The sequence below is a fragment of the Micromonospora sp. NPDC048894 genome (assembly GCF_040649765.1).
GTDB classification, from domain to species: Bacteria; Actinomycetota; Actinomycetes; order Mycobacteriales; family Micromonosporaceae; genus Micromonospora; species Micromonospora antibiotica.
This window is the reverse complement of record NZ_JBEZFY010000020.1, coordinates 58,015-83,862: the sequence shown is the minus strand read 5'-3', so window position 1 is coordinate 83,862 and position 25,848 is coordinate 58,015. Positions and strand designations below refer to the sequence as shown.

Here is a 25,848-nt window from a genome sequence, read left to right as displayed (position 1 = left end):
GGGTCAGGCCGATGTTCGGGTCGGGTAAGGATGGGCGGGCAGCCGGACGGTGAACGCCGCGCCGCCCTCGGCGGCGTGCCCGGCGACGATCTCCCCGCCGAGCCGGCGGACCAGCCCGGCGGCCAACGCCAGCCCCAACCCGCTGCCGACCTTGCGGACCCCCCGGTAGCGCTGGTGCAACGCCCCCCGCTCGAAGGCCACCGCCAGGTCGTCGTCGGTGAAGCCGGGCCCGCCGTCACGGACCTCGATCAGCCCATCGGCGGTCGGGTCGGCACCGGCCGCCCGGACCGCGAGCACCACCGGCGCCCCCGGCGGTACGACCCGCAGTGCGTTCTCCAACAACCCGTCCACCACCTGCCGGATCCGCCCCGGATCGGTGTACGCGGGCACCGCCGTGCCCGGCGTCTCCAGCCGGAACGGCACCCCGACGGCCGCGCACCGCTCCGACCAGGTGCGCTCGGCGTCGGCGGCCAGCCGGGTGAGGTCGACCGGCACCGGTTCCAACGGGAAGTCCACCGCCTCCAGCCGGGCCAGCGCCAACAGGTCGGCGACCAGCCGGTCCAGGTGCTGGGCCTCGGTGAGCATGGTCCGGCCGGTGGCGGCGGCCTCGTCCGCGCCGATCACCCCGTCGGCGAGCGCCTCCGCCCACCCCCGGATCGCGGTCAACGGGGTACGCAGCTCGTGCGAGACGGACAGCAGGAACTCCCGCTGCCGGCCCTCGCTGGTGGCCAGCGCGGCGGCCAGCCCGTTCAACGCGTACGCCAGGTCGGCGACCTCGTCGGGGGGTTCGACGGGCACCCGGACGGCCCGGTCACCGGCGCGCAACCGGGCGGCGGCGGTGGCGGCGTGCCGGATCGGGCGGGCCAGCCGGCGGGCGAGCAGCAGCCCGGCCGCCGCCCCGGCGGTGAGCCCGGCGAGCAGCGGCAGCCAGAGGGCGCGCAGCACCTGCCGCCACGGCCCCTGCGGGGTGGCCCGGGTCAACACCACACCCTCACCGCCGGGCAGTGCCCGCCCCTCGACGAGGGTCCGTTGGCCGTTGACGAACCGTCGGCCGGAGACGTCCCGACCGCCGGAGACCCGGTTCACCACCTGCCGGGGCAGGCCGGGGCGGTCGGCCAGCCCACCCTGGACGACGTACACCTCGATCTGTTGTTCCCGGAGTTGGCGGATCAGCCGGTCGCCGGCCGCGTCGCGCTGGCGGCTGGGGCGTACCCGCAGGACGTCGGCGGCGAGACGGGCCTGGGCGGCCAGCGCGGCCTGGTCGCGGCGTTCCACCCCGCGTACCGCCAGGGGGACCGCGACCAGCGCGGTGACCAGCACCGACACCAGCGACACCGCGCAGGTGACCAGGACCGCGCGGGCGGTCAGCGTGTGGGTGAACCGGCGGCGCGGCCGACGGCGACGCCGCCGGGCCCCGCCCGGCGGCGGGGTGGCCGGTGGCAGTGCGGCCGACAGCGGGGCGGCCGGCGGCAGGGCGGCCGACAGCGGGGTGGTCGGCGGCCGGGGGGCGGGCTCAGCCATTGGCGGCGTATCCGACGCCCCGGTGGGTGCGGATCACGCTGGCCGGGCCGAGCTTGGCCCGCACCTGGGCGACGTGCACGTCGACGGTGCGGGTGCCGGCGTGTGCCGCGTAACCCCAGACCCCGGCCAGCAGCTCCTCCCGGGTGAAGACCCGGCCGGGGCGGGCCATCAGGTGGGCGAGCAGGTCGAACTCGGTGGAGGTGAGCTGGACGGGGGAGCCGGCCGCGAGCACCGTGCGGCGGGCCGGGTCGAGGGTGACCGGGCCGACGGTGCGGGGCCGGTCCGGCCCGTCCGGGGCGCCGGCGGTGCGCCGCAGCACCGCCCGGACCCGGGCCACCAACTCCCGGGGGCTGAACGGCTTGGTGACGTAGTCGTCCGCGCCCAGCTCCAGGCCGACGATCCGGTCGACCTCGTCGTCGCGGGCGGTGAGGAAGAGGACCGGGGTCCAGTCACCGGCCTCGCGCAGCCGCCGGCAGACCTCGGTGCCGGCCAGGCCCGGCAGGGTGATGTCGAGGACGCAGGCCACCGGGCGCAGCCGTCGGGCGGCGGCCAACCCGCCCGTGCCGTCCCGTTCCAGGTGTACGCCGAACCCGTCCCGGCTGAGATAGAGCCGGACCAGGTCGGCGATGGCCGGTTCGTCCTCCACCACGAGGACGAGCCCACGTTGGCCGGTGGCGTCAGCGGTCACCGGCCCATGATGACCGACCCTGGACCGACCGAAACGTAGGCCGGTGTTCGGGTCAGGTAAGGATGTGGTCAGCGGGTCGGCAGCGGGCGCAGCAGCGGGGCCGGTGCGACGGCCGGCGCGTCGCCGATGGTGGCGACGACCCGTTCCTCGGGCTTGCGCAGCCGGGTGCGGAACGCGTGGTGCAGCAGCGTGTCGAGCTGCCACACCTGCTTCGGGTGCTGGGTACGGATGACGAACCGCTCCCGCACCCCGTCGATCGCGGTGGCCGCCAACTCGACGGCCTGCGCCCGGGGATCGGGGCTCCAGGTGACGTTGCTCAGCTCACGCAGCTCGGTGTTCAGGTGCAGGCGCAGCCGGTGCAGCACCCGGGTCTGCTGGGTGACCACCAGCCGGCGGTGGGTGAGCAGGAGGAGGTAGTCGCCGTCGACCGGCCGGTCGGGGCGGGCGCACCGGGCGACCAGGATGGTGGCGTCGCCGGAGCCGACGCACTGCCGGAAGACCGGCATGTGCCGACTCACCGTCTGGACCGCCAGCCCGGTCTCGGCGGCGGCCGGGAGGAAGGTGCGCGAGAAGACGTCCATACCTGGCCAACGAGCCGTGACCAGGGGTGATGTGGGTCACTGTCGACTTTTGGAAGTTCCACTCCCCCGTGTCGCACCACCGGTGTGTCTTCCGGACCTCCCGCCCGCCCGACACCCGGTCAGACGGGCATCGGGGCGAAGAGCTCGCCGAGCCACCCGGGCACCGCGTCGGCGTACTCGGTGCGGCTCGGGTCGGTGGTGTCGAGGGCCCGCCGCCAGGACAACGCCCGACTTACCGTGGTCACCCGCATGGCCAGCCCGGCGACCTCCCGCAGGGTCGCCTGGTCGTGCCGGTCGGTCCACGGCTCCAGATAGGCGTCCCGCAGCCGGACCAGCACCGGGTCCCCCTCCGGCAGCGAGAACGTGTGTGCCGCCGAGCGCAACGTCACCAGCAGGGTGCCGAACGGGTGCGCGACGGAGGCGTCCCCCCAGTCGAAGAAGCGGTAGCCGTCGGCGGCGGCGAACACGTTCCCGTCGTGCAGGTCGTCGTGCTGGACACTGGCCGGGATGCCGCTGTCGGCGAGCCGCCGGCAGTCCTCGGCGAAGCGCGGCAGGTGCGCCCGCAACCGGTCGTGGGTCGCCGCGTCCAGGCCACCGCCCCCACCTTCGCCACCGGCGTCGAGGAGCAGGGCGGCCCGGTCGTCGAGGAGGTCGGCCAGGAGGCCCGGCATCGCCGCCGGACGCTGGTCGGGTACGCCGAGCGCGACGAGTTCGTCCGCCGCCGGGACCAGCTCCCGCTGGAGTTCGGCGTAGGCCGCCAACACGTCGACCCAGCGGGCGGGCTCGGGTTCGGCCAGTTCACGCAGGGTGGGGCCGCCGTCGGGCAGCAGGGACCAACCCCGGGACGGGTCCACCGCGACCGGGTCGAGCACCCGACCGGGGGTACGCCGGGCCAGCTCGGCCAGGAGCACCACCTCGTACGCCGTGCCGGGATTGTTCGCCTTGAACCAGTACGACCCGGCGTCGGTGGGCACCTGCCAGACCGACGACCAGGGGCGCAGCCGGGCCTCCACCGGGCCGGTGACCCGGCGACCGTGCCGGTCCAGGTGCCCGGTGACCCAGTCGAGGGCGGCGGACCGCCACTGCGGATCGGCCCAACCGGCGGCTACGGGAATGGTCGTCACGCCGCGCAGAGTAGGCCACCATCCCACCCCGGCACCCGCCATTTTCCACCGGGCCGGCCCGCTGGTCGGGTGGTGGCCGGATCGACCTGGGATCGCGGACGGGCGGTGTCAGAGCAGTTCGAGGATGGTGGCGTTGGCCATGCCGCCGCCCTCGCACATGGTCTGTAGGCCGTAGCGGATGTCGTTGTCCCGCATGTGCTGGAGCAGCGTCGTCATGATCCGGGCGCCGGACGCCCCGAGCGGGTGACCCAGCGCGATCGCCCCGCCGCGCGGGTTGAGCCGTTCCGGGTCGGCCTCGGTCTCGGCCAGCCAGGCCAGCGGCACCGGGGCGAACGCCTCGTTCACCTCGTACACGCCGATCTCCTCGATGCCCAGGCCGGCGCGGCGCAGCGCCTTCGCGGTGGCCGGGATGGGGGCGGTGAGCATGGTGACCGGGTCGTCGGCGGCGACCACGGCGGTGTGCACCCGGGCCAGCGGACGCAGGCCGTGCCGGCTGGCCCAGTCGCTGGTGGTGACGGCGAGCGCCGCCGCGCCGTCGGAGATCTGCGACGCGGACCCGGCGGTCACCACGCCGTCGGCGCGGAACGGGGTCTTCAGCCCGCCGAGCACCGCGAGGGAGGTGTCCCGGCGGATGCCCTCGTCGGCGGTGAAGGTGCCACCGTCGGCCAGCGGCACCGGGGCGAGCTCCGGGTCGAACACCCCGGCGTCCTGCGCGGCGGCGGCCTTCTCGTGGCTGGCCAGCGCGAACTCGTCGAGCTGGCTGCGGGAGAAGCGCCACCGGGCGGCGATCAGCTCGGCACCGACCCCCTGGTTGAACGGGAGCGGCTGGTCGTCGGCGAAGCCCTCGACCCCCCGGTAGCGGGCCCGGAGCTGGTCGCTGAACGGCATGCCGTCGCCGACGCTGGACCCCATCGGCACCCGGGTCATCGACTCGACACCGCCGGCCACCACCAGGTCGGCCTGCCCGGAGAGCACCGTCGCGGCGGCGAAGTGCAGGGCCTGCTGGCTGGAGCCGCACTGCCGGTCGAGGGTGGTGCCGGGCACCGACTCGGGCCAGCCCGCGGCGAGCACGCCGTTGCGGGCGACGTTCCAGGACTGCTCGCCGACCTGGGACACGCAGCCCCAGATCACGTCGTCGACCTGGCCGGGATCGATGCCGGTGCGGTCGGCGAGGGCGCGCAGCACGTGCGCCGACAGGTCGACCGGGTGCACCTCGGCCAGGCCACCCTTGCGCCGCCCGACCGGGGTACGGACCGCACCGACGATGACTGCGTCGCTCATGACTACTCCCCGGTAACTTCGGCTGCCTCGATCCTACGTCCCCGACCGCCGGTCCGCCCTGCCCGGCGCACCCGACCCGACGCAGAGGGGCGGGCGGCGCGGGGCGAGCGGTCGCCGCAGGGGGGCGGGCGGAGCTGGCATGCTGGGACGGTGCATCCACCATCGTCTCCGGCCCGCCAGTGGCGGGTCCCCCCGGCGCTCCCGGCGGTGAAGCTGGTCGGTGCGGTCGGGTTGGTCGCCCTCGGGCTGCTGCTCGCCGCCGGGGACCCGGTCCCGCTGGCACTGGCCGTCGCCGCCGCCGTGGGCCTGGCCGCCTGGGCGGTACGCGACCTGCTCGCCCCGGTCCGCCTCGCGGTCGACGCCGAGGGGATCACCGTCGTGCGGGGGTACGCCGGGCGGCGGCACCTGCCGTGGGGCGTGGTGGAGGCGGTCACCGTGGACCGGCGGACCCGGTTCGGGTTGACCGGGGAGACGCTGGAGATCGACGCGGGCGAGACCCTGCACCTGCTCGGCCGGGCCGACCTGGGTGCGTGGCCGACCGAGGTGGCCGAGGCGGTCCGGGCCGCCCGCCCCTGACCGGCGCGCGGCCCGCGCCGGCACCGGCACCGCTCAGCCGAGCAGCATCACGGTGCGGACGATCACCAGGCCGAGCAGCGCCACCAGGATCACCGCCGTACCGGCCGCCTGGAAGACCGAGCGTCGCATCCGGGGGGCGTACGCCAGCACGAGCGCCATCAGTGCCCCGACGATCAGCCCGCCGACGTGGCCCGGGATGGAGATGCCCGGCACGGTGAACGTGAAGATCAGGTTGATCACCAGGATCGGCAGGATCGCCGAGGTGTCCCGACCCAGCCGGCGCATCAGCACGAAGATCGCCGCGAACAGCCCGAAGATCGCCGTCGAGGCACCGGCCGACGCGGTGTTGGGGCTGCTGAACAGGTAGGCCGCCACGTTGCCGCCGAGCCCGGCGACCAGATAGAGGGTGAGGAAGCGCAATGGCCCGAGCAGGGCCTCCAACTCCCGCCCCAGCACCCAGAGCGCCCACATGTTGAGCAGCAGGTGCACCACGCCGTAGTGCAGGAACATCGCGGTGACGAGGCGGTACCACTCACCGGAGGCGACGCCGTGCGCTTCCCCGAACGGCACGTACGAGGCGTAGCTGAGCACCGAGCCCCACTGGGTCAGCGGGGTGCCGCCACCGAGCAGGCCGCCGAAGCCGGACCCGCCGATCATCGAGTCGCCGCCCCGGTCGCTGAGCACCGAGACGATCATCACCAGCACGTTCAGGGCGATCAGGACGCGGGTGACCACGCCGCGACGGCCGGCGGCACCGCCACCGAAGGCGGTACGCGCCGGCCGTACGCTGCGGCGTCCCTCGTTCACGCACTCCGGGCACTGGTGGCCGACCGGAGCGTCCCGCATGCAGTCCGGACAGATCGGCCGGTCGCAGCGGGAGCACCTGAGGTACGTCTCCCGGTCGGCGTGGCGGTAGCAGACCGGGGTGGTCGGCACCGGCCCACCGGTGGCGTCGCCGGCCGGCCCGGAGCGTTCAGTCATGCGTGCAAAGGTACCTCGCGGGTGCGGTCAGGCCTCGGTGCGCTCGATCTCGACCCGCTCGATCACCACGTCCTGCAACGGCCGGTCGCTCGGACCGGTCGGGGTGTTCGCGATCGAGTCGACCACCTTCGCCGACTGCTCGTCGGCCACCTGGCCGAAGATGGTGTGCCGGTTGTTCAGGTGCGGGGTCGCCCCGACGGTGATGAAGAACTGCGACCCGTTGGTGCCCGGCCCGGCGTTCGCCATCGCCAGCAGGTAGGGCCGGTCGAAGCGCAGCTCCGGGTGGAACTCGTCGGCGAACGTGTAGCCCGGGCCGCCCCGGCCGGTGCCGGTCGGGTCGCCCATCTGGACCATGAAACCGCTGATCACCCGGTGCGAGATGGTGCCGTCGTAGTACGGCCCGTTGCCCGGCTGACCGGTGCGGGGATCGGTGTATTCCTTTTTGCCCTCGGCCAGTTCCACGAAGTTACGAACCGTCTTCGGAGCGTGATTGCCGAAGAGCTCCAGCCGGATCGGGCCAGCGTTGGTGTGCAAGGTGGCGTAGACAGCCTCGGCCACGGGTACTCCTCACTCGTTGGTCAGTTCCATGCGGATCCTCCCATGTGCCCCATCTGGCAGTGCGGAGGCATCCGTTGGTGGAGGATGACGAAGGAACAACTCCCAGGAGGTGGGACCGTGTTGGGAATCGGGCGACGCAAGACCCAGGGGCAGCTGGCAAAGGTGGAGCTGCACCAGGGCATCGGTCACCTGAGGCAGGCTGCCACGCACGCGGCGAAGGGTGCCGGCGCCACGGTCGGCCCGCGGGTCCAGGCGGCCCGGGGGGCGGTCGCGCCGACCGCTGTCGTGGTGCGGGACCGGGCTTCCAGTGGCCTCGCGACGACGGTCGCGGCCCTCGCCCCGGTGGCCCTGGCCGTGCGCAACGCCCAGGCCGAGGCCGCCGGTAAGGCGGTGGCCGGCAGGAAGGCCGCCGCCGCGAAGCAGGCCGCGGTGAGCAAGAAGATCAAGGCGAAGAGCCCGAAGGCCCGCAAGAGGAAGCGCACGTCGCGCGGCATGCTCGCCGGCCTGCTGGTCGCCGGGACGGTGGCCGGGGTGGCCGGTGCGATGGCGATGCGTCGCCGCCGTGAGCAGCAGGAGTGGGCCGAGTACGACCCGACCCGCAGCATCGGCACCGCCCCCGTCACGCCGCCCGCCGCCGGCGTCTCCGCCGGCTCGGTCACCGCCGGCATCGACGCCCCCCGCGACGAGGTCGACATCCTGGTCGTGGAGACCCCGTCGGCCGACGACCCCGCCACCACCGGTCCGGTGCCCCCGTCCACCGGTGTCGGCAGCTCCACGGTGGCCGGCACCCCGGCCGGCAAGCCGGTGATCCACCCGAACGACAAGGTCCCCTCGGTCGCCGAGGGCGCCACCGACGTCTCCGGCCGGCCGGCCGACGACCTCGGCAAGGCGCTCGACGCCGGTCGGAACGCGGCGCAGTCCGGCACCCGGCGCTGATCCCCCGCACCACGTCGGCGGCGCGGTGACGACCTGACCGGTCGTCCCGCGCCGCAGCCGACTTCCGGACCCCGTCGGGTCCCGGGTCGCCCGACAACGGGACGCGCCGCTGGCACCCGGAGCCCTCGGCACGGTACGGCCCGGCACCGTCATCCGGCCTGCCCGGGGCGGCGGTCCCCACGAGAACGTAAGGATTTTTCAGGGTTCTCCCCGACCGTTACGGGCCCACCCGGCGGGCTTCCGGCTCCTACAGTGCTCGTATGTCGTCGACCACCGACCCGGAGCGCCCGGCTCCGGAGCCGAACGGCGCCCCCTCGACGGGGCGCTGGGACCAGTCCGCCGAGCGTCCGGAGGAGCCCCCGGCCGGGCGTGACCGGGCGCTGTCCCGGCGGCGCGTGCTCTCCGGCACCGCCGCCGCGCTGGCCGGCGCGGGTGTGGCGCTGACCGGTGAGTTCGGCTACGCCGAGGCCACCGCCGACAGCAAGCTGCCCGTCTACGGCGGGTACGCGGCCAGCGTGCACGCCGACCGGCGTACCCCGCCCCGGTCGTCCCGGGTCGACGTGGTGTGGAGCGTGGACACCACCCGACGGTTGATCGCGCTCACCTTCGACGACGGTCCGGCCCCGAACTGGACCCCCCGGGTGCTGTCGATCCTCGCCCAGACCGACACCCCGGCCACGTTCTTCATGGTCGGCCGCCGCGCCCGTGAGTACGGTCGGCTGGTGGCGCACCGGCTGGACGGCCACGAGATCGGCAACCACACCTGGGCCCACCAGGACCTGGCGAAGATGACCTACGAGCAGGCGTGCACCGCGATCGGTCGGGCGCACAACGAGCTGACCCGGCTCTGGGGGCGGGAGCCCACCCTGCTCCGCCCGCCCTACGGGCACCTGGCCGGCAGCACCCTGCTGGCCGCCAACGACCTCGGCTACCAGGTGGTCCTGTGGAACCGGCAGATGCTCGAATCCCGGTTCACCCAGAATCCGGACGGCCTGGTCGACTACATCGTCGAGTCCTGTGACCCGGGCACGATCCTGCTCGCCCATGACACCGGGCCGGCGGACCGGCTGGTGGCGATCCGGGGGCTGGCCGCGATGATCATCGGGTTGCGGCGGCGGGGCTTCGAGTTCGTCACCGTCTCCGAGCTGATGGCGGCGGCGACCCCGGCGGCCACCCCGGCGCACTGACCCACCGCCGCCCCGGCCCACCGACCGGGCGGCACACCGGCCACTGACCGGCCGCCACCCCGGCCCACGACCGGGCGGCGGTCAGAGCCAGCCGTTGCGGCGGAACCACCGGTAGAGCGCCAGCGAGATGGCGAGCATCAGCGCGAGCACACCCGGGTAGCCGTACGTCCATTTCAGCTCGGGCATGTTCTCGAAGTTCATGCCGTAGACCCCGGCGAACGCGGTCCAGACCGCCGCGATGGCCGCCCACGCGGCGATCTTGCGCATGTCGTTGTTCTGGTCGACGGTGACCTGCGCCAGCCGGGCCTGGAGGATCGAGTTGAGCAGGTCGTCGTAGGAGTTGACCTGTTCGACGGTGCGGCTGAGGTGGTCCTGCACGTCGCGGAAGTAGCGGCGTACCTCCTGCGGCACCTCCCGGTGCACCTGCGCGGTCAGCGTCATCAGCGGCCGTTGCAGCGGGATCACCGCCCGCTTGAACTCGACCAGTTCCCGCTTCATCTGGTAGATGCGCTGGATCCGCCCGCTGCTCTGCCGGTCGAAGACGTCGGCCTCCAGCACGTCGAGGTCGTCCTCCAGCTGGTCGGCCACCTCCAGGTAGAGGTCCACCACCCGGTCGGTGATCGCGTACGCCACCGCCCACGGGCCGTGCCGCAGCAGGTCCCGCTTGGCCTCCAGGTCGGCCCGGACGGGCGACAGCCGGCAGGCGTCCCCGTGCCGGACGCTGATCAGGAAGTTGGGGCCGATGAAGAGCATCACCTGGCCGGTCTCGACCACCTCGGAGGTCTCGGTCAGCTCGGTGTGCTCGCAGTACCGGGCGGTCCGCAGCACCAGGAAGCTGACGTCGCCGAAGCGCTCCAGCTTGGGCCGCTGCTGGGCCTTCACCGCGTCCTCGACGGCCAGCTCGTGCAGCCCGTACGTCTCGGCGATGGCGGTCATCTCGGCCAGTTCCGGTTCGTGCAGGCCGAGCCAGACGAACCCGCCGCGCTCGTCGCGGGCGGCGGCCAGCGCTTCGGCGTACCGCCACTGGCCGGGGCGGCGTTCGCCGTCGACGTAGAGGCCGCAGTCGACCACGCCGCTGCGGCCGGGGCCGGTGGGCGCGGGGGTGCGGGGGGAGCCGTCGGCGTTGAGGATGCGCGACATCGCCCGGACCGGGGACACCCAGGCGCGGGGGTTCAGCACCCGACCGCCGTGGGGTGTCGTCGACCGTTCCCGTTCCGCCCGGTCCGTCATGGCGTACCCCCTCCCGGTGTGCGTGCTGCGGCTTGCAGGCTACGCCGCCGCCGGGCCGGCGGCCCTCGGACGATCGGCGGCCCCTGCGGCGGGACGGACGGCGGCAGGTGGGTGGCCGTGATCCTGGTCACCCGGGCCGGGCCGGGAGCGGGGCGGATGCCGGGGAGCAGGTGGGGGGTGGTGCCGGGCGGGTCGGGCCGCGTCCAGGGGGGTGAGGGGCGACCCGACCCACCCGGCACCGTTGGGGGCGGGGGCAAAGCTGCGGCGTCACCCGGCCGGCCGGTGGCAGGGGCCCTGAGCGGGTCACCAGCCAAACGTGAGTGACGCTCGCAGCATTGTGGGGCGTCGGGCCGGCCGAGGGGAGCCCTCGACCGGCCCAGGTCGCGCTTCTGTCAGAAACCCGACAGATTTTCAGCCGCGTACGGCAGCCACCGCGTCCGCCAGCCGACGCACACCCTCGTCGATCCGGTCCGCGGTCACCGCGGAGAACGCCAACCGCAACGCGTGCCGCCCACCGTCGACCATGAAGTCGCTGCCCTTGACCACGGCGACGCCCCGCTCGGCGGCGGCCGGCGCCAACCGGTCCACGTCCACGTCGTCGGGGAACTCCACCCAGAGGAAGTAGCCGCCGTCCGGCTCGACGAAGGTCACCTCGGGCAGGTGCCGGCGCAGCGACTCGGCCAGCACCCCGGCCCGCTCACCCAGCGCCGACGACACCGTGGCGATGGACCGCTGGATGTCACCCGAGACACAGAACTGGTGCACGATCGCCTGCGCCACCATGCCCGGCGAGATGTAGAGGCTGGTCGCCGACTTGGCGATGTCCGCGATCAGGCTCGCCGGCCCGACCAGGTAACCGACCCGCACCCCGGGGCAGACGGTCTTGGTGAAACTCGACGCGTGCACCACCACGCCCCGGGTGTCCATCGACAGCATCGACGGCAGCGGCTCACCCCGGAACCGGATGTCGGCGTAGGGGTCGTCCTCGAAGATCGTGAAGCCGTACTCGGCGGCCAGGTCGAGCAGTTCCCGGCGCTTGTCCAGCGACAGCGTCACACCGGCCGGGTTCTGGTAGTTCGGGATCACGTGGGCCAGCCGGGGGCGTACCCCGGACTCCAGCAGCTTGCGCAGCTCGGCGGTGTCCAGGCCGTCCGGCTCGATGCCCACGCCGTGGATCTCGCCGCCCATCCGCTGGAGGTTGAGCAGGGTCCGGTCGTACGTCGGCCGCTCCACCACCACGGCGTCGCCGCGCCGGACCAGGTGGTCGAAGAGGAACGCGTCGGCCTGGAGCGAGCCGTTGGTGACCAGCACCTGATCCGCCTCGACGCCGTGCTTCTCGGCGATCCACTTCCGCAAGGGTGGGTACCCGACGGAGGTGCCGTAGGCGGTGACCCCGGCGGGGTCGGCGTCGAAGGCACGGACGGCGGCGGCCTTGAGCCCCTCGACATCCACGATGTCCAGCGAGGGCGCGCCACGGGCAAACGAGATCAGCTGCTCGGCGGTCATGCGCACGAGCCTAGGGCCTGCCCGGCCCGCTCCGGCCGGCATACACGCCAAGTTCAACATGCGGGCAGTCCCACCCGCCCCGGCGGTGGCGGCGGTCCAGCCCGGCGGCCTCCCGACGGTGGCCGGCGCACCGGGAGTCCGGGGCGGGGTGCACCGGGCGTCCGGGCCGGGGCCGGGGCGAACCGGTCGACTCCGGTGCAGGTCGGGACGGGACCGGACATCGGCGCGGTCGGCCGGCGCTCGCTACTGTCGAAGTGTGCCCACCGAGCCCTCCCGCTGCGCCGGCGCGTTGACCGTGGGCGATGGCGTCGAGCTGGCACCGCACCGGTTCACCGGGCTGGTCGCCCCGGCGGTCGAGCGGGCGTTCGTGGCCGGGATGCTCGCCGGCCGCGACGGTGGTGGCGCCGAACTGAGCCAGCGGTACGGCGGCCCGGCCGCCACCGGCTTCCTGGTGGAGTTCCGCACCCGGCTCGCCGCACCCGGGGGTGCCGTCGACCGGGCCGGCTTCGCGGCGGTCAACCGCTACCGCGACCCGGCCACCTGCCACCGGGCGCTGGACAAGCAGGTCGCGCACGGCATGATCGCCCGCCGGCCGGACGGCGGTTTCACCGCCACCGAACGCGGTGTCGACTTCCTCACCGAGCTGTACCAGGTGCACGCCGAGGTGACCGAGGAGCTGTGGGCCGGGCACGACGACCGGGTGCACCGGCTCGTCGAGGCGTACGGTCGGGTGCTGGCGTACGCGGTGCTGCTCGCCGGGGAGCCGGACGCCGAGCCCGGGCCGGCGTTCGCCGCGATGGCCCCGCCGTACGAGCCGGACGGCATCCCGTCGGGGGTGTTGCTGCTCAACCGCCTCGGCACGCTGCGGTACCACCGGGCGGACGCGCACGCCGCCGCGTGGACCGCCGCCGGGCACACCGCCACCAGCGTCGGGGAGCTGCCGGACGGGCCGGAGCGACGGGCCATCGAGCTGGAGACGGACCGTCGGGCGGCCGGCCCGTACGCCACGCTGACCGCCGACGAGCGGCTGGGCGTGCTCGCCGACCTGGCCGCCCTGCCCGGTTGAACCGCTGCCCGGCCAGCCCTGGAACCCCTGCCCGGCCCGGCCGAACTCACGGTTGGCGGCGGCTGCCCGGTCACCCGGGGCTATCCTCCACGGTGACCTGGAGTCGTACGAGGGAGGCCCGCATGATCGGGATGGTGCTCGCGGCCGGTGCGGGACGCCGACTGCGCCCGTACACCGACACCCTGCCCAAGGCGTTGGTGCCGGTGGACGGTGAGACCACCATCCTGGACATCGCGCTGCGCAACCTGGCCGAGGTGGGGCTCACCGAGATCGTCATCGTGGTCGGCTACGCCGCCGACGCGGTCGTGCAGCGGCAGTCGGCCCTGGAGGAGAAGTACGGCGTCACCCTCACCCTGGTGCACAACGACAAGGCCGAGGAGTGGAACAACGCCTACTCGCTGTGGCTGGCCCGGGAGCACTTCGCCCGGGGTGTGCTGCTGGTCAACGGCGACACCGTGCACCCGGTGAGCGTGGAGAAGACCCTGCTCGCCGAGCGCGGGCCGGGCATCCTGCTGGCGGTCGACACCCTCAAGGCGCTGGCCGAGGAGGAGATGAAGACCACCTTCGACGCCGCCGGCCAGCTCACCCGGATCACCAAGCTGATGGACCCGGGCGAGGCGTACGGGGAGTACATCGGCGCGACGCTGATCGAGCCGCAGGTGGCCGGGGCGCTCGCCGACGCGCTGGAGGCGACCTGGCGACGCGACCCGAACCTCTACTACGAGGACGGCTACCAGGAGTTCGCCGACCGGGGCGGTGAGGTGCGGGCCGCGCCGATCGGGGACGTCTCCTGGGTCGAGGTCGACAACCACGACGACCTGACCCGGGCGCGGGAGATCGCGTGCCGCTACTAGCCCGTACCATCCTGACCCCGCTGCACATCGACGTGCGGCGCGGCGCGGTCGCCGACCTGGCCACGATCCTCGCCGACGGGCGGATCTCCGCCGGAGGTGACGTGGCGGTGGTGGTCGGCCCCGGTCAGGGCGGGCAGATCGCCGACCTGCTGCGGCCGTCGCTGCGCTCGGCGGACGTGTTCACCGTGGCCGGCGGCACCCTCGACGCCGCCGACGAGCTGGGCGGCAAGCTCCGCGAGCGGTCGTACGACGCGGTGGTCGGCATCGGCGGCGGCAAGACCATCGACGTGGCGAAGTACGCCGCCACCCGGCGCGGCCTGCCGATGGTGACGATGGCGACCAGCCTCGCCAACGACGGTATCGCCTCCCCGGTGGCCAGCCTGATCACCGGCGGCATCAAGGGCTCCTACGGGGTGCACATCCCGATCGCGGTGATCGTCGACCTCGACTTCGTGGCCGCCGGCCCCGACCGGCACAACCGGGCCGGCATCGGTGACGTGGTCAGCAACATCAGCGCCCTGGCCGACTGGGAACTGGCCCGGCAGGTACGCGGCGAACCGGTCGACGGCCTCGCCGCGTCGCTGGCCCGGATGGGCGCGGAGGCGGTGCTCGCGCACGGCGGCGACATGACCGACGACGCGTTCGTCACGGTGCTGGCCGAGGCGCTGATCTCCAGCGGCCTGGCGATGGCCGTCTGCGGCAGCAGCCGACCGGCCAGCGGCGGCTGCCACGAGATCATGCACGCCGTCGACGCCCTCTTCCCCGGCACCTCGTCGCACGGCGAGCTGGCCGGGCTCGGCGCGTTGTTCTGCACGTTCCTGCGCGGTGACGAGCGGCGCTTCGCCGAGATGGCGGCCTGCCTGGGCCGGCACCGGCTGCCCCGGCACCCGGCCGACGTGGGGCTCAGCGACGACCAGTTCGTCGAGGCGGTGCAGTTCGCCCCGGCCACCCGCCCCGACCGGTACACCATCCTGGAGCACCTGGCCATGTCGGTTACCGAGACGCGGGAGCGGCTGGCAGACTACGCCGGTGCACTCCGCGACCACAGTGGCTGAACCCCGCCCCACCGTTGCCGACTTCCACCGGGTCAACCGGGGCGGCGGCCTGTTCAGCGAGTCGGTCAGCCAGTGGCTGGGTGCCGTCTTCGCCCTGGTCGCCCAGCGCCTCGGGCTGCGCCCGACCGCGCTGACCATCACCAACCTGGTGCTCGGCCTGGCCGCCTCGGTGACCGTGGTGGCGCTCGCCGACCGGGTCGCCGCCGGTGACGTCCCGGCGTGGGTGGTCGGGCTGGTCGCGCTGGTCGGCTGGCAGGTGGCGTACGCCCTGGACTGCGCCGACGGGCAGCTCGCGCGGGTGACCGGGCAGGGCAGCGCGGCAGGTGCCCGGGTCGACGTGCTCTGCGACGTGGCCGCCCAGATCGCCCTGGTCGCCGCCCTGTCCGCCACCGCCGTGGCGCAACGCCCATCCACGCCGACCTGGCTGGTGGCGACCTTCGCCGGCACCTGGATGGTCAACCTGGTGACCTCGGTGATGCAGGCCGGCCCCAACGCCGCCAGCATGGTCACCTCCACCTCCCTGCCGGTACGCCTGGTCAAGCTGGTCCGCGACTACGGCGCGGTGATTTTCGTGGCGGGGTTGGTGCTGATGCTGGTGCCGGCGCTGGTGTTCTGGGTGGTCGTGGCGTTCACGGTGGTGAACGGCGGGTTCCTGCTGGCCAGCATCGCCTTTTCGGCCCGCGCCTCGATGTAGGGCCCTGCGGCGCGTCGCCACCCGTTGGCGTCACGACATCTCGCCTGCGTCGGCGGCGGTGCTGCCCTCACGGTCCCGCAGTCCCTGCGGAACCGCGCTCTCCGGCGCGTTGTCGGCGGAGTTGTTCGAGGACGGCGGTGTCGGCTTCGAGGTCGGGGTGGTCGACCTGCCGGTCGAGGTCGACGACGTGTTCGAGTTCGCGGATCGCCTGGTCGAGTTCACCGCCCGCCCGATGGATCATCGCGATGTTGTACCGGGTGACGGCTTCGCCGGCCCGGTCGCCGACCTCCCGCTGGATGGGGAGGGCCTGGCGGAAGTGGTCCAGGGCCCCCTGCCGATCCCCCAGGCTGTGGTACACGCTGCCGATGTTGTGGAGGGTGACGGCTTCGCCGGCCCGGTCGCCGACCTCCCGCTGGATGGGTAGGGCCTGGCGGAAGTGGTCCAGGGCCCGCTGCCGATCCCCCAGGCTGTGGTACACGTGGCCGATGTTGTTGAGGGTGGTGGCTTCGCCGGCCCGGTCGCCGACCTCCCGTGTGATGGGGAGGGCCTGGCGGAAGTGGTCCAGGGCCCGCTGCCGATCCCCCAGGCTGTCGTACACGCTGCCGATGTTGTTGAGGGTGGTGGCTTCGCCGGCCCGGTCGCCGACCTCCCGCCGGATGGGGAGGGCCTGGTCGAAGTAGTCCAGGGCCCCCTGCCGATCCCCCAGCCTGTCGTACACGCTGCCGATGTTGTTGAGGGTGACGGCTTCGCCGGCCCGGTCGCCGACCTCCCGTGTGATGGGGAGGGCCTGGTGGTAGTGGTCCAGGGCCCGCTGCCGATCCCCCAGCCTGTTGTACACGCTGCCGATGCTGGTGAGGGTGGCGGCTTCGTTGCCCCGGTGGCCGGCCTGTTGGTACAGGGTCAGGGCCTGCTGGTAGTCCTCCAGCGCCGGCCGGGGTCGGCCGGTCGCCGACCGCGCCCAACCCCGCTGGTGGAAGGGGCTGGCGTCCGGGCCGAGGGTCAGGGTCGCGGTGGCCATGGCCTCGACGGCGGCGAACCGCGAGGTACGCAGCCACACCCGACCCACCCGGTCACCGACGTTCCGGGCGATCTCCGGCTGCCGACCGGCGACAGCGAGTCGATGCACCTCGACCCAGCGGGCGATGGTCCTCGGGTCAGTGGCCATCGGAGGCGGTGGGGTCGAGGACCCAGAGTTGGTAGAGGGACTGGGCGGCGTCGGCGCAGGCCTGGGTGTGTTCGTCGTCGGTGAGTAGGGGGCGGACGAGGGGGTGTAGGACGTTGGAGACGTAGTAGCGGGGCTGGTGGGTCTCGGGGTCGGTGCCCTCTTCGAGCAGGCCGAGTTGGACGGCCCGCTGGATGTGCCGGGTGGCGTCGGGCTGCTGGTGCAGGGCGTGGACGGTGGCGGCGGGGACCGGTAGTTCGACGACGTTGACCTTGGCGAGCATGCGGCGCAGTTCGAGGGGTTGGGAGTCGAGCAGGTTGTCGGCGAGGACCGTCTCGCGGCGGAATTTGTCGGCTTCGTTCTCGATAGCGGTGAGCAGGCCGTCGACGTCGAGGTTGGCACCGCCGACGTCGCGGTTGGCATCGTCGACGATCCGGTTGAGCCAGTCGAGCAGCCGGGGGTTGCCCGCTGCGGCCATGATCGCCCGGTCCCGGATGACGGGGTCGATGGTGGAGTCGGGGCGCAGCTTGGCCAGATTGGCGATCTTCTTGGTCTGTTCGACCGGGGTGAGGGTTTCCAGCGCTTCGACGGCGAGGGTGGTGCCGGCCGGGGTGGGGAAGCGGTAGCGGCTGGTGATGACGACGCGGCTCGGGCTGCCGGTGTCGCGGATGGCGGTGAGCAGGGCAGACAGGATCTCGGCCATCGCCGGGGCGAGCACCCGGCTGCCGTCGTCGCGGGTGTCGAGGTTGCCGGTCTCGAAATCGTCGAAGACGAACAGGCAGGGAGTGTCGCCGAGCGGCCCGTCGGCGTCGAGCAGGTACCGCAGCCGAACCAGCAGCGGAAGCTGTTCGTTGTCGAGGAGTTTGGCGGCCTCGGTCCTCTGGTCAGGGTCGTCGAAGCGGACCTTGTCGAGCAGTTCGCGGAACTTGATGGCGTCGACCCGGCCGTACCAGACGGCACGCTGGTGGGTGGGCATGCGTTCCAGGAGCCGGGAGGCGAGGCTGCTCTTGCCGAGCCCGCCCATGCCGGCCAGCAGCAGGCCCTGCGCCGCGCCGGGGGTGTCGGCGGGTTGCCGCAGTACGCGTAGGCAGCGCTGGATGACCCGCCGCCGGCCGACGAACTCGGCGCGGGACGCGACCCGGGACAGTTGGGTCTGCGGGTCCAGGAACTGCTGGTCGGCGGCCCGCACCTGCAACCGCTTACGGCCCTTGGTGTGCAGCGGCGTGACCATGGGGGCCAGCGGGGACCGGTCGGCGTAGACCCGGAGCAGATGCCAGTAGCTGCTCTTCCTGTCGTGGAACAGATGGCGGCGGGCCTGGACGACGGCCCGGTCCAACGACCCGCCGTCGGCCAGGGCCTGGTAGAGCGCGGCGGCGAAGTCGGTGGCGGAGACGTCCCCGACCGGCAGCGCCCAGCCCAGCACCGCAGGGGCACCAGCCTGCACCAGGCTCTCACTCATCGACGGGAACACCCCGCCCTCCGGGGCGTCGGCGGTGAGGCAGCCGGAGACGAACACCAGCCTCGGCCAGTGACCCTGCATCGCCTCAGCCAACTGGTCGGCCGTCGCCCTGGTGGGTGCGCCGAACTCGTCCTCCAGGACGAAGACCGGCTGCCCACCGGCGGTGGTGGCGTGCCCGCTCAGGTGCAGCACGTCGAAGTGGCCGGGCCCGTAGTCGCGGCTGAGGAAACGTAGCCCCTCCAGGGTGCCGCTCTCCTCGACCACCAGATCGGTGCCGGTGCGTCGGGTCGCGGACAGGATCGCCGCTTCCTCGGCCTCGAAGTTGAGCACCGGCTCGACACCCTCGGGCGAGGCCGCCATGAACAACACCCGCAACGGCCGGTTACCCGGCGCGACCGGGCCGGTCAACGCCGCATGTTCGCCGGCCGCCCGGACCGGCAACAGCGGCGCCCGCCCGGCCACCGTCAGGAAGGCGCCCTCCCGGGCCAGCAACTCCCACGGCAGGTGCCGCAGCCGCTGTTCGGCGGTGATCCGCAGCACCGCCCCGGCGGGATGGGCCAGCATCGGGGTGAGCCACCGCTCGTCGCCGTCGAGGAACTCCGCCAGCCGGGTCCCCAACTCGGCCAGCCGGGTCGCGCCGTACACCCGCTGTGCGGTGGTGTCGGTGCTGTAGTCGCGGCGTACCAGGGTGATCAGTTCGTCGACCGCGGCCCGGTCCAGGCTGCGGACCCGGGGTGGCTGGCCGTCGGCGGACAGCCGCAGCTCGTAGTGGTTGGAGGTCTGCTCGAAGACCTCCAGGTCGAAGGTACTCATCTGCCATCCCCGTCATGGTGGTCAGGTCAGTCCGGCCCGCAGCTCCGCCGCCCAGCTCGCGGCCCGCGCCCCGGACACCTCCACTGTGGCGCTTTCCATGACCACGTCTCCCCTGATGCGCCTGGTCAAGCCGGTCCGAGGCCGCCCACCGCCGGCCCGGCCAGGTGATCGACGGTGGACCTTGGGTGGCTACTGTACGTTTCCTTCGCGTCGCGCGACCGCTTCGTGAACCCGGCTCGGGTGACGACTTTCCGACTTACTGACCGGCTCCCTGCCATCGGGGGTAAGAACGTTCACGACCGATGCGCTGCCGCCCGCCGGGTGGTGCCACGGTCCGGTGGCGACCGCGTCGGCAACAAGGAGCATCAGGATGACCGAGGTGGAGTCGGGGATCGAGGATCGGGAAGCAGCACGACTCCGACCCGTCACTCCCACTGCGGCGGTCACCGTTGCCCGGTGGGTCGAGGTGCACCGGCTCGCGGTGGCCGGTCGGCAGCCGGTGATCGCCCGGGATGTCGGTTCCCGGGTGTGTCGGGTGTGGCTGCGTACCTCGCGGTTCGCCGCCGTCGAGGCCATGGCCACCGCGACCCTGACCCTCGGCCCGGACGCCAGCCCCTTCCACCAGCGGGGTTGGGCGCGGTCGGCGACCGGCCGACCCCGGCCGGCGCTGGAGGACTACCAGCAGGCCCTGACCCTGTACCAACAGGCCGGCCACCGGGCCGGCGAAGCCGCCACCCTCACCAGCATCGGCAGCGTGTACGACAGGCTGGGGGATCGGCAGCGGGCCCTGGACCACTACCACCAGGCCCTCCCCATCACACGGGAGGTCGGCGACCGGGCCGGCGAAGCCACCACCCTCAACAACATCGGCCACGTGTACGACAACCTGGGAGATCGGCAGCGAGCCCTGGACCACTACCACCAGGCCCTACCCATCCGGCGGGAGGTCGGCGACCGGGCCGGCGAAGCCGTCACCCTCAACAACATCGGCCACGTGTACCACAGCCTGGGGGATCGGCAGCGGGCCCTGGACCACTTCCGCCAGGCCCTACCCATCCGGCGGGAGGTCGGCGACCGGGCCGGCGAAGCCGTCACCCTCCACAACATCGGCAGCGTGTACCACAGCCTGGGGGATCGGCAGCGAGCCCTGGACCACTTCCGCCAGGCCCTACCCATCCGGCGGGAGGTCGGCGACCGGGCCGGCGAAGCCACCACCCTCAACAACATCGGCCACGTGTACCACAGCCTGGGGGATCGGCAGCGGGCCCTGGACTACTTCGACCAGGCCCTATCCATCCAGCGGGAGGTCGGCAACCGGGCCGGCGAAGCCGTCACCCGGTTCAACATCGCGATGCTCCTCAGGGCAGGCGGTGACCTCGACCAGGCGATCCAGGAACTCGAACACGTCGTCGACCTCGACCGACAGGTCGACCACCCCGACCTCGAAGACGACACCCGTGTCCTCGAACAGCTCCGACAGGAACGCACGGAAAGCCAGTAGGGAAGCACTTCGGCCACGGCCGAGCGAGACCCTTTCGATACATCGAAAGGTGTCGTAGTGTGGCGGTCGCAGGCAAGCGCTTTCCTGTCGTGTACGACACGTCGGCGGGTGCTCCTGCGGCGCGGACGCCTGTCCGCCACCACCCCGTCCCATCACCCGTCTCGGAGGACACGTGAGCACACGTGAGAACGGCGCGACGTCGCGCCGCCGACGCTGGCAGGTCGCCCTGCTGCCGTTCGCCACCGTAGGGCTGGTCGCCGCCGGCCTGGTCGTCACCCAGACCGGCGCCCAGGCCGCCACCTGGCCCACCGCCAAGAGCACCACCACCGTCACCACCACCCAGTCGGTCAGCGGCACCAAGGACTACGGCCTGGTGCGCTACAAGGCCGGCGGCGCGATGGGCGACGGCGGCCAGAGCGAGAGCCAGAAGCCGATCTTCGAGCTGGCCGACGGCGCGACGATCAAAAACGTGATCATCGGTTCGCCGGCCGCCGACGGCATCCACTGCAAGGGCACCTGCACGCTGATCAACGTGTGGTGGGAGGACGTCGGCGAGGACGCCGCCACCTTCAAGGGCGGCTCGTCGGCGAACTACACGGTCGACGGCGGCGGTGCCCGGTCCGCCTCCGACAAGGTGTTCCAGCACAACGGCGGCGGCAAGCTGACCATCAAGAACTTCGACGTCAGCAACTTCGGCAAGCTGTACCGGTCGTGCGGCAACTGCTCGACCCAGTACAAGCGGACCGTCGTCATCCAGAACGTCACCGTGACCGCCCCCGGCAAGGTGCTCGCCGGCATCAACACCAACTACGGCGACACCGCGACGTTCTCGGGCATCACCATCTACGGCGACAGCAGCAGGAAGATCTCCATCTGCGACCGCTACACGGGCAACAGCTCCGGTGCCGAGCCGGTCAAGACCGGCAGCGGCCCCGACGGTACGTACTGCAAGTACACGTCGTCGAACATCGTCTACAAGTAGGGCCGACGCTCTTCAGGCATCGAAAGCTCAGCCCCTGCCGAGGCGGGCCGCGCACGCACCGAGGTGGGCGTGCGCGGCCCGTCGCCGTCGCTGGCACCGACGCCCCCAGCGAGCGGGCAGCCAGCTTGTCGCCCACGACAACAGGCCAGGTCACAGCCGCGCGGAGAGTATGACGGAAGACGACTGACAGTTGGCCGTGACATGCGGACGCCTGGACGTCGGAGGTGCGAGAATAGGCGACGATCCAAGACACAGGAGGTGAGCCGGGATGTCGAGCAGCGCCGAGCAGATGCCTGAGTGGCCGACCGCTGAGCACGTACCGGCCGAGGAGATTGCCCGTCGCCAGGGTGTCCGGCCGATCGCCTCCGTCGACGACCTCGCACGGCCGGGCCTGTTCGAGTCCGACGACGAGCTGGACGACTTTCTCGCTGATCTTTATGCCTCCCGCCGGGCCAACGCCGCGTGAGCCTGGTAGTCCTGGACACTGACGTCGCATCGGCCATTCTGCGCGGCCGGCTACACGACAGGCTCCGCACCCGACTGGTGGGTAAGACCCTGTGCATCACCTTCGTCACGCTCGGGGAGCTGACCAAGTGGACTGCGATGAGGAGTTGGGGGCCACGCAAGCTGGCCGACCTCGCGCAGTGGCGGTCCGGCGTGGTGCTGCTCCCCTTCGACGAGGCGGTAGCGACGACCTGGGGCCATCTTCAGGCTCGGGCGCAGCATCGCGGGCGGCCCCGGCCGACGAATGACTCCTGGATCGCGGCGTGCTGTCTCGTCGATCGGCTGCCGCTGGCGACCTTCAACGACAAGGACTACGCCGACTTCGCCGAGTACGACGGCCGCCGGCTCTTCGACGTCTCGTAGGTGGTACGGAAGCGGGAAGTCCGTCAACCCAGGTCAGGCCCAGATGTTCTTGGGCGTCTTCGACCGCCGCACCCACCTTGATTGACTCAGTTGGGGCGAAGTTGGGGTGTCAACCGTGCAGGAATACCGCTACTTCAGCCCACGGGTTTGGCCGCTCAGCTCTCGGACGGCTGTTCGTCCCCACCGCAGCGTGCTCCGGACTCCCGAGACAGGAGCCGGGGCAGGTTACTGTCGCAGTCGATACGACGGGCAACGTCAGTTGCTCTTGAGGGAGTCGACGAAGGTGCGCCAGCCGTGGGTGTCGAAGGCGAGGGTGGGGCCGGACTTGTCCTTGCTGTCCCGGACGGCCACTCCGTTGCGGAGGTCGGCCACCTCGACGCACTGACCGTTGGCGTCGCTTCGGCTGCTCTTACGCCACACGCCGCGTGAACGGTCCATTACCGCGTCTCCCCCTACGTCATGTCCTTCACTACGGCGGCGATCAGGTCTCGGGACTTGCTGACGCTGAGCGCTGCCGCGTGCAGGTGCGTATACGCCAGCGTAACGCGTCGCAAGTCATCCTCGCGTTCGAGATAGGCGTCTCCCGCCTGGCTCACCACGTAGACGACTGGGCTGTGGATGTCCTCGGGAAACTCCAAGATCGAGAAGGAGCCCACGGTGCCGGGGTGCCAGCCCTCGCCGAACGGCAGCACCTGAAGCTCGATGTTCGGCCGCTCGCTCATCTCGATGAGGTGACGGAGTTGGGCGCGCATCACGTCCGGACCGCCGGTCTGACGACGCAGCACGCCTTCGTCCACGATGCCCCAGAACTTCAGCGCTGGCTCTTCGATCAGGTGATCCTGCCTGGTCATCCGCACCTCGACCCGACGACGCACTTCCTCGCTCTGACCCGGCCAGGCGGCGCTGACGATCGCATAGGCGTATGCCTCGGTCTGAAGCAGTCCTGGCACGACGGCCAGCTCGAAGTTCCGGACTGCCGTCGCTGCGGACTCCAGCCCGATGTACATGCTGTACGGGTTCGGGAGTTGGCCGAACTTCGCCCACCAGCCGCGCTCCTTGCCTTGGCGCTGAAGGTCAAGTGCGGTTTGCCGTATCCGGTCGTCACTGACGCCGTAGCGGGTGAGCATGACGATCACGTCAGGCCGGCTGACGCCGACCACCCCTGATTCGATCTTGTAAATCTTCGACTCCGAGCAGCCCAGCTCGGTTGCGATCTCCTTGTGCGAGACACCGGCAGCCTCACGGAGCCGGTGCAACTCTCGGCCGAGCTGCCATCGCGCGATCGTCGGCCCGCTTGCCCTCGCCACGTCTACCTCCAGGGTTGCGAACACCGTCAGTGTTCTCCCCTCCATCTCCGAGATCAAGGAGCGCAAGGCGAGCCCTGTTCCTCCATGGAAAGTTTCCATGGAAGTCTAGACTTCGCCGATCGCCTTTGCCACTCTCTGTATGGAAGCAACTACGACTCGGAGGTCCCCCCATGGCTCGGCATGCGAAGCATCTGACGCGCTCTGGTCTGCTGGCGAAGCTCTGGCCGTTCGGGCGTCGTCGGGTGAACCCGCTCGACCGGCTCCGGCCGGCGACGAACCACGCCGAGCGCGTCGCGGCGTACCGGGTGACAGGGGTGGCGCGGGTGCCCGACCTGCCGGAACGGCCGCTGTTGACGCTGGCGGGGGAATACCGGGCGGGGTGCTGGTCGTGACGGCGCGGCGCGGGCCCGACCACGACGACCGGGGCGAGCAGATCCAGGCGGCGGAACGCGAGGCGGCCCGGCAACGGATCCTCGCCCAGGCCGAGGCGGAGCGGATACCGGCCGAGGAGACCACCCGGGCGGTGCCGGACCGGCGGTGGCGTCGTGGACAGCAGTGAGCTGCTGCCGGTCGGCCGGCGGGTGGCGTACTGGCGGGGGCGCCGGAAACTGTCGCAGCAGGTGTTCGCCGATCGGCTCGGCCGGTCGAAATCCTGGGTCGACAAGGTCGAGCGGGGTGTCCGGTCGCTGGACAAAATGTCGACGTTGCGGGACATCGCCGCCGTGCTACGGATCGACACCGCCGTGCTGCTCGGCCGGGACGCCCGACCCGCCACGACGACCGCCCGGATCGAAGGGGTGGAGCGGATCCGGGAGGCCCTGTCGACGTACGACATAGCGCTCGGTCGCCCGGCGACCCGCCCGGCGGCGCCGGCCGACCGAGTGGTGCGGGACGTCGGGCACGCCTGGGTGCAGTTCCAGCATGCCCGGTACCCGCAGGTGACCACCGTCCTGCCTGGTCTGCTGGCCGGCGTGCAACGGGTCGCCGCCGACGATCACGAGCGGAGCCGCCCGCTGCTGGTGGAGGTGTACCGGCTCGCCGCCGCGCTGCTGGTGAAGCTCGGCGAGGCCGACCTGGGCTGGCTGGCCGCCGATCGGTCCATGGCCACCGGTGCCGGCGATCCCCTGCTGGTGGCCGCCGCCACGGTGCAGCTCGGCCAGGTGTTCCGCGCGTCGGGGCGGGCCCGGGCGGCGCAGTCGGCGGCGCTCGCTGGCGCGTACCGGATCGCCCTGCTCGGACCCGGCGATGGTGGCCCTGGTGAGTTGTCGTTGTGCGGGGCGCTGCTGGTGCAGGCCGCGCTGGGGGCGGCCCGCCTGGGTGACGACCGGGCCGTCGCCGACCTCCTCGACGAGGCCGCCGGGATGGCCGCGCAGGTCGGTGAGGGCCACGACCACCACCGGACCGCGTTCGGGCCGACGGCGGTCGACCTCGCCCGTACCGCCGCCGCCCTGGAGCTGGGCCACGCGGGTGAGGCGGTGGCCTGGCACGAGCAGACGACCCGGCGGGACGCCTGGCGGTGGCTGCCACTGGAGCACCGGGCGGCGCACCTGATCGATGCGGCCCGCGCCTACCTCCAGGCCGACGACCCGACCAACGCGGGCCGGGTGCTGGCCGACGCCGACCGGATGGCACCCGCCGAGGTACGCCACCGGCCCGCCGCCCGGGAAGTGCTCGGCCAGGTGGCCCGCGCCCCGCACGCCCCGGCCACGATCGTCACGCTCGCCGCCGCCCTCGGGGTGACCTGACCATGACCGCGCCTCACCTGTCGTTGGCGCAGATCCGCAATCGGCTGGTCCTCACCGCCCGCGCGGTCCTCCGCGACCACCGGCCCGACCCGGATGGCCGCTGCCGGGTCTGCCGGGTCGCGGACTGCCGGGTGTCGGCCGCCGCCCGCGACGTCCTCGCCGCCGCCGCTGCCT

The 25,848-nt window shown here is 72.4% G+C and carries 27 protein-coding genes; 14 read left to right on the top strand and 13 right to left on the bottom strand.

What is annotated here, in order from left to right:
- Nucleotides 1-3: 3 nt before the first annotated feature.
- The 5 genes from AB0C22_RS29600 to AB0C22_RS29580 all read right to left on the bottom strand — a co-directional run bounded on the left by AB0C22_RS29600 (nt 4) and on the right by AB0C22_RS29580 (nt 5,195).
- A complete protein-coding gene (locus tag AB0C22_RS29600) occupies nt 4-1,521 on the bottom strand; it encodes a HAMP domain-containing sensor histidine kinase (protein ID WP_357538196.1) in 1,518 nt (505 codons plus the stop codon).
- A complete protein-coding gene (locus AB0C22_RS29595) occupies nt 1,514-2,209 on the bottom strand; it encodes a response regulator transcription factor (protein ID WP_208565052.1) in 696 nt (231 codons plus the stop codon). The genes AB0C22_RS29600 and AB0C22_RS29595 overlap by 8 nt, the downstream gene beginning before the upstream one ends.
- 68 nt (nt 2,210-2,277) lie before the next feature.
- A complete protein-coding gene (locus tag AB0C22_RS29590; RefSeq protein ID WP_208565053.1) occupies nt 2,278-2,790 on the bottom strand; it encodes a hypothetical protein in 513 nt (170 codons plus the stop codon).
- 119 nt (nt 2,791-2,909) lie between these two features.
- Nucleotides 2,910-3,914 (bottom strand): phosphotransferase, encoded by a 1,005-nt coding sequence (locus AB0C22_RS29585; RefSeq protein WP_357538194.1) that lies wholly within the window; start codon nt 3,912-3,914, stop codon nt 2,910-2,912.
- Between the two features lie 108 nt (nt 3,915-4,022).
- Nucleotides 4,023-5,195, bottom strand: a complete 1,173-nt coding sequence (locus tag AB0C22_RS29580) for an acetyl-CoA C-acyltransferase (protein ID WP_208565055.1) — start codon at nt 5,193-5,195, stop codon at nt 4,023-4,025.
- 150 nt (nt 5,196-5,345) lie between these two features.
- Here AB0C22_RS29580 and AB0C22_RS29575 point away from each other — a divergent pair, with 150 nt between their 5' ends.
- The gene (locus AB0C22_RS29575) at nt 5,346-5,771 is read left to right on the top strand and encodes a PH domain-containing protein (protein ID WP_357019037.1); all 426 of its coding nucleotides are present in this window, start codon (nt 5,346-5,348) and stop codon (nt 5,769-5,771) included.
- Nucleotides 5,772-5,804: 33 nt separating this feature from the next.
- On the opposite strand, the gene AB0C22_RS29570 is transcribed toward AB0C22_RS29575, so the two are convergent.
- A complete protein-coding gene (locus AB0C22_RS29570) occupies nt 5,805-6,752 on the bottom strand; it encodes a rhomboid family intramembrane serine protease (RefSeq protein ID WP_219465269.1) in 948 nt (315 codons plus the stop codon).
- Nucleotides 6,753-6,779: 27 nt separating this feature from the next.
- Nucleotides 6,780-7,310 carry a peptidylprolyl isomerase gene (locus AB0C22_RS29565; protein ID WP_208565059.1) on the bottom strand — a complete coding sequence of 177 codons (531 nt, stop codon included), beginning with the start codon at nt 7,308-7,310 and terminating at the stop codon, nt 6,780-6,782.
- A gap of 84 nt (nt 7,311-7,394) precedes the next feature.
- On the opposite strand from AB0C22_RS29565, the gene AB0C22_RS29560 reads away from it, so the two are divergent.
- The gene (locus AB0C22_RS29560; protein ID WP_357538190.1) at nt 7,395-8,246 is read left to right on the top strand and encodes a hypothetical protein; all 852 of its coding nucleotides are present in this window, start codon (nt 7,395-7,397) and stop codon (nt 8,244-8,246) included.
- A 260-nt stretch (nt 8,247-8,506) separates the two neighbouring features.
- Nucleotides 8,507-9,433 (top strand): polysaccharide deacetylase family protein, encoded by a 927-nt coding sequence (locus AB0C22_RS29555; protein WP_219465273.1) that lies wholly within the window; start codon nt 8,507-8,509, stop codon nt 9,431-9,433.
- 81 nt (nt 9,434-9,514) lie between these two features.
- Here AB0C22_RS29555 and corA read toward each other — a convergent pair whose 3' ends face one another.
- Nucleotides 9,515-10,663 carry a magnesium/cobalt transporter CorA gene (gene corA, locus AB0C22_RS29550; protein WP_219465274.1) on the bottom strand — a complete coding sequence of 383 codons (1,149 nt, stop codon included), beginning with the start codon at nt 10,661-10,663 and terminating at the stop codon, nt 9,515-9,517.
- Nucleotides 10,664-11,074: 411 nt separating this feature from the next.
- Entirely contained in the window at nt 11,075-12,169 is a 1,095-nt protein-coding gene (locus AB0C22_RS29545) for a PLP-dependent aminotransferase family protein (protein ID WP_219465275.1), read from the bottom strand.
- Between the two features lie 256 nt (nt 12,170-12,425).
- On the opposite strand from AB0C22_RS29545, the gene AB0C22_RS29540 reads away from it, so the two are divergent.
- The 4 genes from AB0C22_RS29540 (at nt 12,426) to AB0C22_RS29525 (ending at nt 15,838) form a co-directional block, all read left to right on the top strand.
- On the top strand, nt 12,426-13,235 hold the full coding sequence (locus AB0C22_RS29540; RefSeq protein ID WP_308290946.1) for a hypothetical protein: 810 nt from the start codon (nt 12,426-12,428) through the stop codon (nt 13,233-13,235).
- Nucleotides 13,236-13,357: 122 nt separating this feature from the next.
- On the top strand, nt 13,358-14,089 hold the full coding sequence (locus AB0C22_RS29535; RefSeq protein ID WP_204925428.1) for a phosphocholine cytidylyltransferase family protein: 732 nt from the start codon (nt 13,358-13,360) through the stop codon (nt 14,087-14,089).
- Entirely contained in the window at nt 14,077-15,144 is a 1,068-nt protein-coding gene (locus tag AB0C22_RS29530; protein ID WP_357538186.1) for an iron-containing alcohol dehydrogenase family protein, read from the top strand. The genes AB0C22_RS29535 and AB0C22_RS29530 overlap by 13 nt, the downstream gene beginning before the upstream one ends.
- The gene (locus tag AB0C22_RS29525) at nt 15,119-15,838 is read left to right on the top strand and encodes a CDP-alcohol phosphatidyltransferase family protein (RefSeq protein WP_357538184.1); all 720 of its coding nucleotides are present in this window, start codon (nt 15,119-15,121) and stop codon (nt 15,836-15,838) included. Before AB0C22_RS29530 ends, AB0C22_RS29525 begins: the two co-directional genes overlap by 26 nt.
- Nucleotides 15,839-15,905: 67 nt before the next feature.
- On the opposite strand, the gene AB0C22_RS29520 is transcribed toward AB0C22_RS29525, so the two are convergent.
- Both AB0C22_RS29520 and AB0C22_RS29515 read right to left on the bottom strand, forming a co-directional pair.
- Nucleotides 15,906-17,003, bottom strand: a complete 1,098-nt coding sequence (locus tag AB0C22_RS29520; protein WP_357538182.1) for a tetratricopeptide repeat protein — start codon at nt 17,001-17,003, stop codon at nt 15,906-15,908.
- Entirely contained in the window at nt 16,993-19,272 is a 2,280-nt protein-coding gene (locus AB0C22_RS29515; protein ID WP_357538180.1) for a CHAT domain-containing protein, read from the bottom strand. The genes AB0C22_RS29520 and AB0C22_RS29515 overlap by 11 nt, the downstream gene beginning before the upstream one ends.
- Before the next feature lie 370 nt (nt 19,273-19,642).
- Here AB0C22_RS29515 and AB0C22_RS29510 point away from each other — a divergent pair, with 370 nt between their 5' ends.
- The 4 genes from AB0C22_RS29510 (at nt 19,643) to AB0C22_RS29495 (ending at nt 22,622) form a co-directional block, all read left to right on the top strand.
- On the top strand, nt 19,643-20,773 hold the full coding sequence (locus AB0C22_RS29510) for a tetratricopeptide repeat protein (protein ID WP_357538178.1): 1,131 nt from the start codon (nt 19,643-19,645) through the stop codon (nt 20,771-20,773).
- Between the two features lie 172 nt (nt 20,774-20,945).
- Entirely contained in the window at nt 20,946-21,755 is an 810-nt protein-coding gene (locus tag AB0C22_RS29505) for a pectate lyase (protein WP_219465280.1), read from the top strand.
- A 268-nt stretch (nt 21,756-22,023) separates the two neighbouring features.
- Nucleotides 22,024-22,221, top strand: a complete 198-nt coding sequence (locus tag AB0C22_RS29500) for a hypothetical protein (protein ID WP_088642370.1) — start codon at nt 22,024-22,026, stop codon at nt 22,219-22,221.
- Entirely contained in the window at nt 22,218-22,622 is a 405-nt protein-coding gene (locus AB0C22_RS29495) for a type II toxin-antitoxin system VapC family toxin (RefSeq protein ID WP_219465282.1), read from the top strand. Before AB0C22_RS29500 ends, AB0C22_RS29495 begins: the two co-directional genes overlap by 4 nt.
- A gap of 255 nt (nt 22,623-22,877) precedes the next feature.
- On the opposite strand, the gene AB0C22_RS29490 is transcribed toward AB0C22_RS29495, so the two are convergent.
- On the bottom strand, nt 22,878-23,060 hold the full coding sequence (locus tag AB0C22_RS29490; protein ID WP_219465284.1) for a DUF397 domain-containing protein: 183 nt from the start codon (nt 23,058-23,060) through the stop codon (nt 22,878-22,880).
- A gap of 14 nt (nt 23,061-23,074) precedes the next feature.
- Nucleotides 23,075-23,953 carry a helix-turn-helix transcriptional regulator gene (locus AB0C22_RS29485; protein ID WP_308290948.1) on the bottom strand — a complete coding sequence of 293 codons (879 nt, stop codon included), beginning with the start codon at nt 23,951-23,953 and terminating at the stop codon, nt 23,075-23,077.
- Nucleotides 23,954-24,099: 146 nt separating this feature from the next.
- On the opposite strand from AB0C22_RS29485, the gene AB0C22_RS29480 reads away from it, so the two are divergent.
- From AB0C22_RS29480 to AB0C22_RS29470, 3 genes are read left to right on the top strand one after another with little or no spacing between them, the layout of a single operon-like run.
- Nucleotides 24,100-24,321, top strand: a complete 222-nt coding sequence (locus tag AB0C22_RS29480) for a hypothetical protein (RefSeq protein WP_219465286.1) — start codon at nt 24,100-24,102, stop codon at nt 24,319-24,321.
- Nucleotides 24,318-24,488, top strand: coding sequence for a hypothetical protein (locus AB0C22_RS29475; RefSeq protein WP_219465289.1), 171 nt, complete (start codon nt 24,318-24,320; stop codon nt 24,486-24,488). The genes AB0C22_RS29480 and AB0C22_RS29475 overlap by 4 nt, the downstream gene beginning before the upstream one ends.
- On the top strand, nt 24,475-25,674 hold the full coding sequence (locus AB0C22_RS29470) for a helix-turn-helix domain-containing protein (RefSeq protein ID WP_308290949.1): 1,200 nt from the start codon (nt 24,475-24,477) through the stop codon (nt 25,672-25,674). Before AB0C22_RS29475 ends, AB0C22_RS29470 begins: the two co-directional genes overlap by 14 nt.
- The last annotated feature ends 174 nt before the right edge of the window (nt 25,675-25,848 follow it).

Coding starts and splice junctions, on each gene's coding strand:
- AB0C22_RS29600 (WP_357538196.1), bottom strand. CDS start 1,521: ATGGCTGAGCCCGCCCCCCGGCCGCCGACCACCCCGCTGTCGGCCGCC.
- AB0C22_RS29590 (WP_208565053.1), bottom strand. CDS start 2,790: ATGGACGTCTTCTCGCGCACCTTCCTCCCGGCCGCCGCCGAGACCGGG.
- AB0C22_RS29580 (WP_208565055.1), bottom strand. CDS start 5,195: ATGAGCGACGCAGTCATCGTCGGTGCGGTCCGTACCCCGGTCGGGCGG.
- AB0C22_RS29570 (WP_219465269.1), bottom strand. CDS start 6,752: ATGACTGAACGCTCCGGGCCGGCCGGCGACGCCACCGGTGGGCCGGTG.
- AB0C22_RS29560 (WP_357538190.1), top strand. CDS start 7,395: ATGACGAAGGAACAACTCCCAGGAGGTGGGACCGTGTTGGGAATCGGG.
- AB0C22_RS29555 (WP_219465273.1), top strand. CDS start 8,507: ATGTCGTCGACCACCGACCCGGAGCGCCCGGCTCCGGAGCCGAACGGC.
- corA (WP_219465274.1), bottom strand. CDS start 10,663: ATGACGGACCGGGCGGAACGGGAACGGTCGACGACACCCCACGGCGGT.
- AB0C22_RS29545 (WP_219465275.1), bottom strand. CDS start 12,169: ATGACCGCCGAGCAGCTGATCTCGTTTGCCCGTGGCGCGCCCTCGCTG.
- AB0C22_RS29535 (WP_204925428.1), top strand. CDS start 13,358: ATGATCGGGATGGTGCTCGCGGCCGGTGCGGGACGCCGACTGCGCCCG.
- AB0C22_RS29520 (WP_357538182.1), bottom strand. CDS start 17,003: ATGGCCACTGACCCGAGGACCATCGCCCGCTGGGTCGAGGTGCATCGA.
- AB0C22_RS29515 (WP_357538180.1), bottom strand. CDS start 19,272: ATGAGTACCTTCGACCTGGAGGTCTTCGAGCAGACCTCCAACCACTAC.
- AB0C22_RS29510 (WP_357538178.1), top strand. CDS start 19,643: ATGACCGAGGTGGAGTCGGGGATCGAGGATCGGGAAGCAGCACGACTC.
- AB0C22_RS29500 (WP_088642370.1), top strand. CDS start 22,024: ATGTCGAGCAGCGCCGAGCAGATGCCTGAGTGGCCGACCGCTGAGCAC.
- AB0C22_RS29490 (WP_219465284.1), bottom strand. CDS start 23,060: ATGGACCGTTCACGCGGCGTGTGGCGTAAGAGCAGCCGAAGCGACGCC.
- AB0C22_RS29480 (WP_219465286.1), top strand. CDS start 24,100: ATGGCTCGGCATGCGAAGCATCTGACGCGCTCTGGTCTGCTGGCGAAG.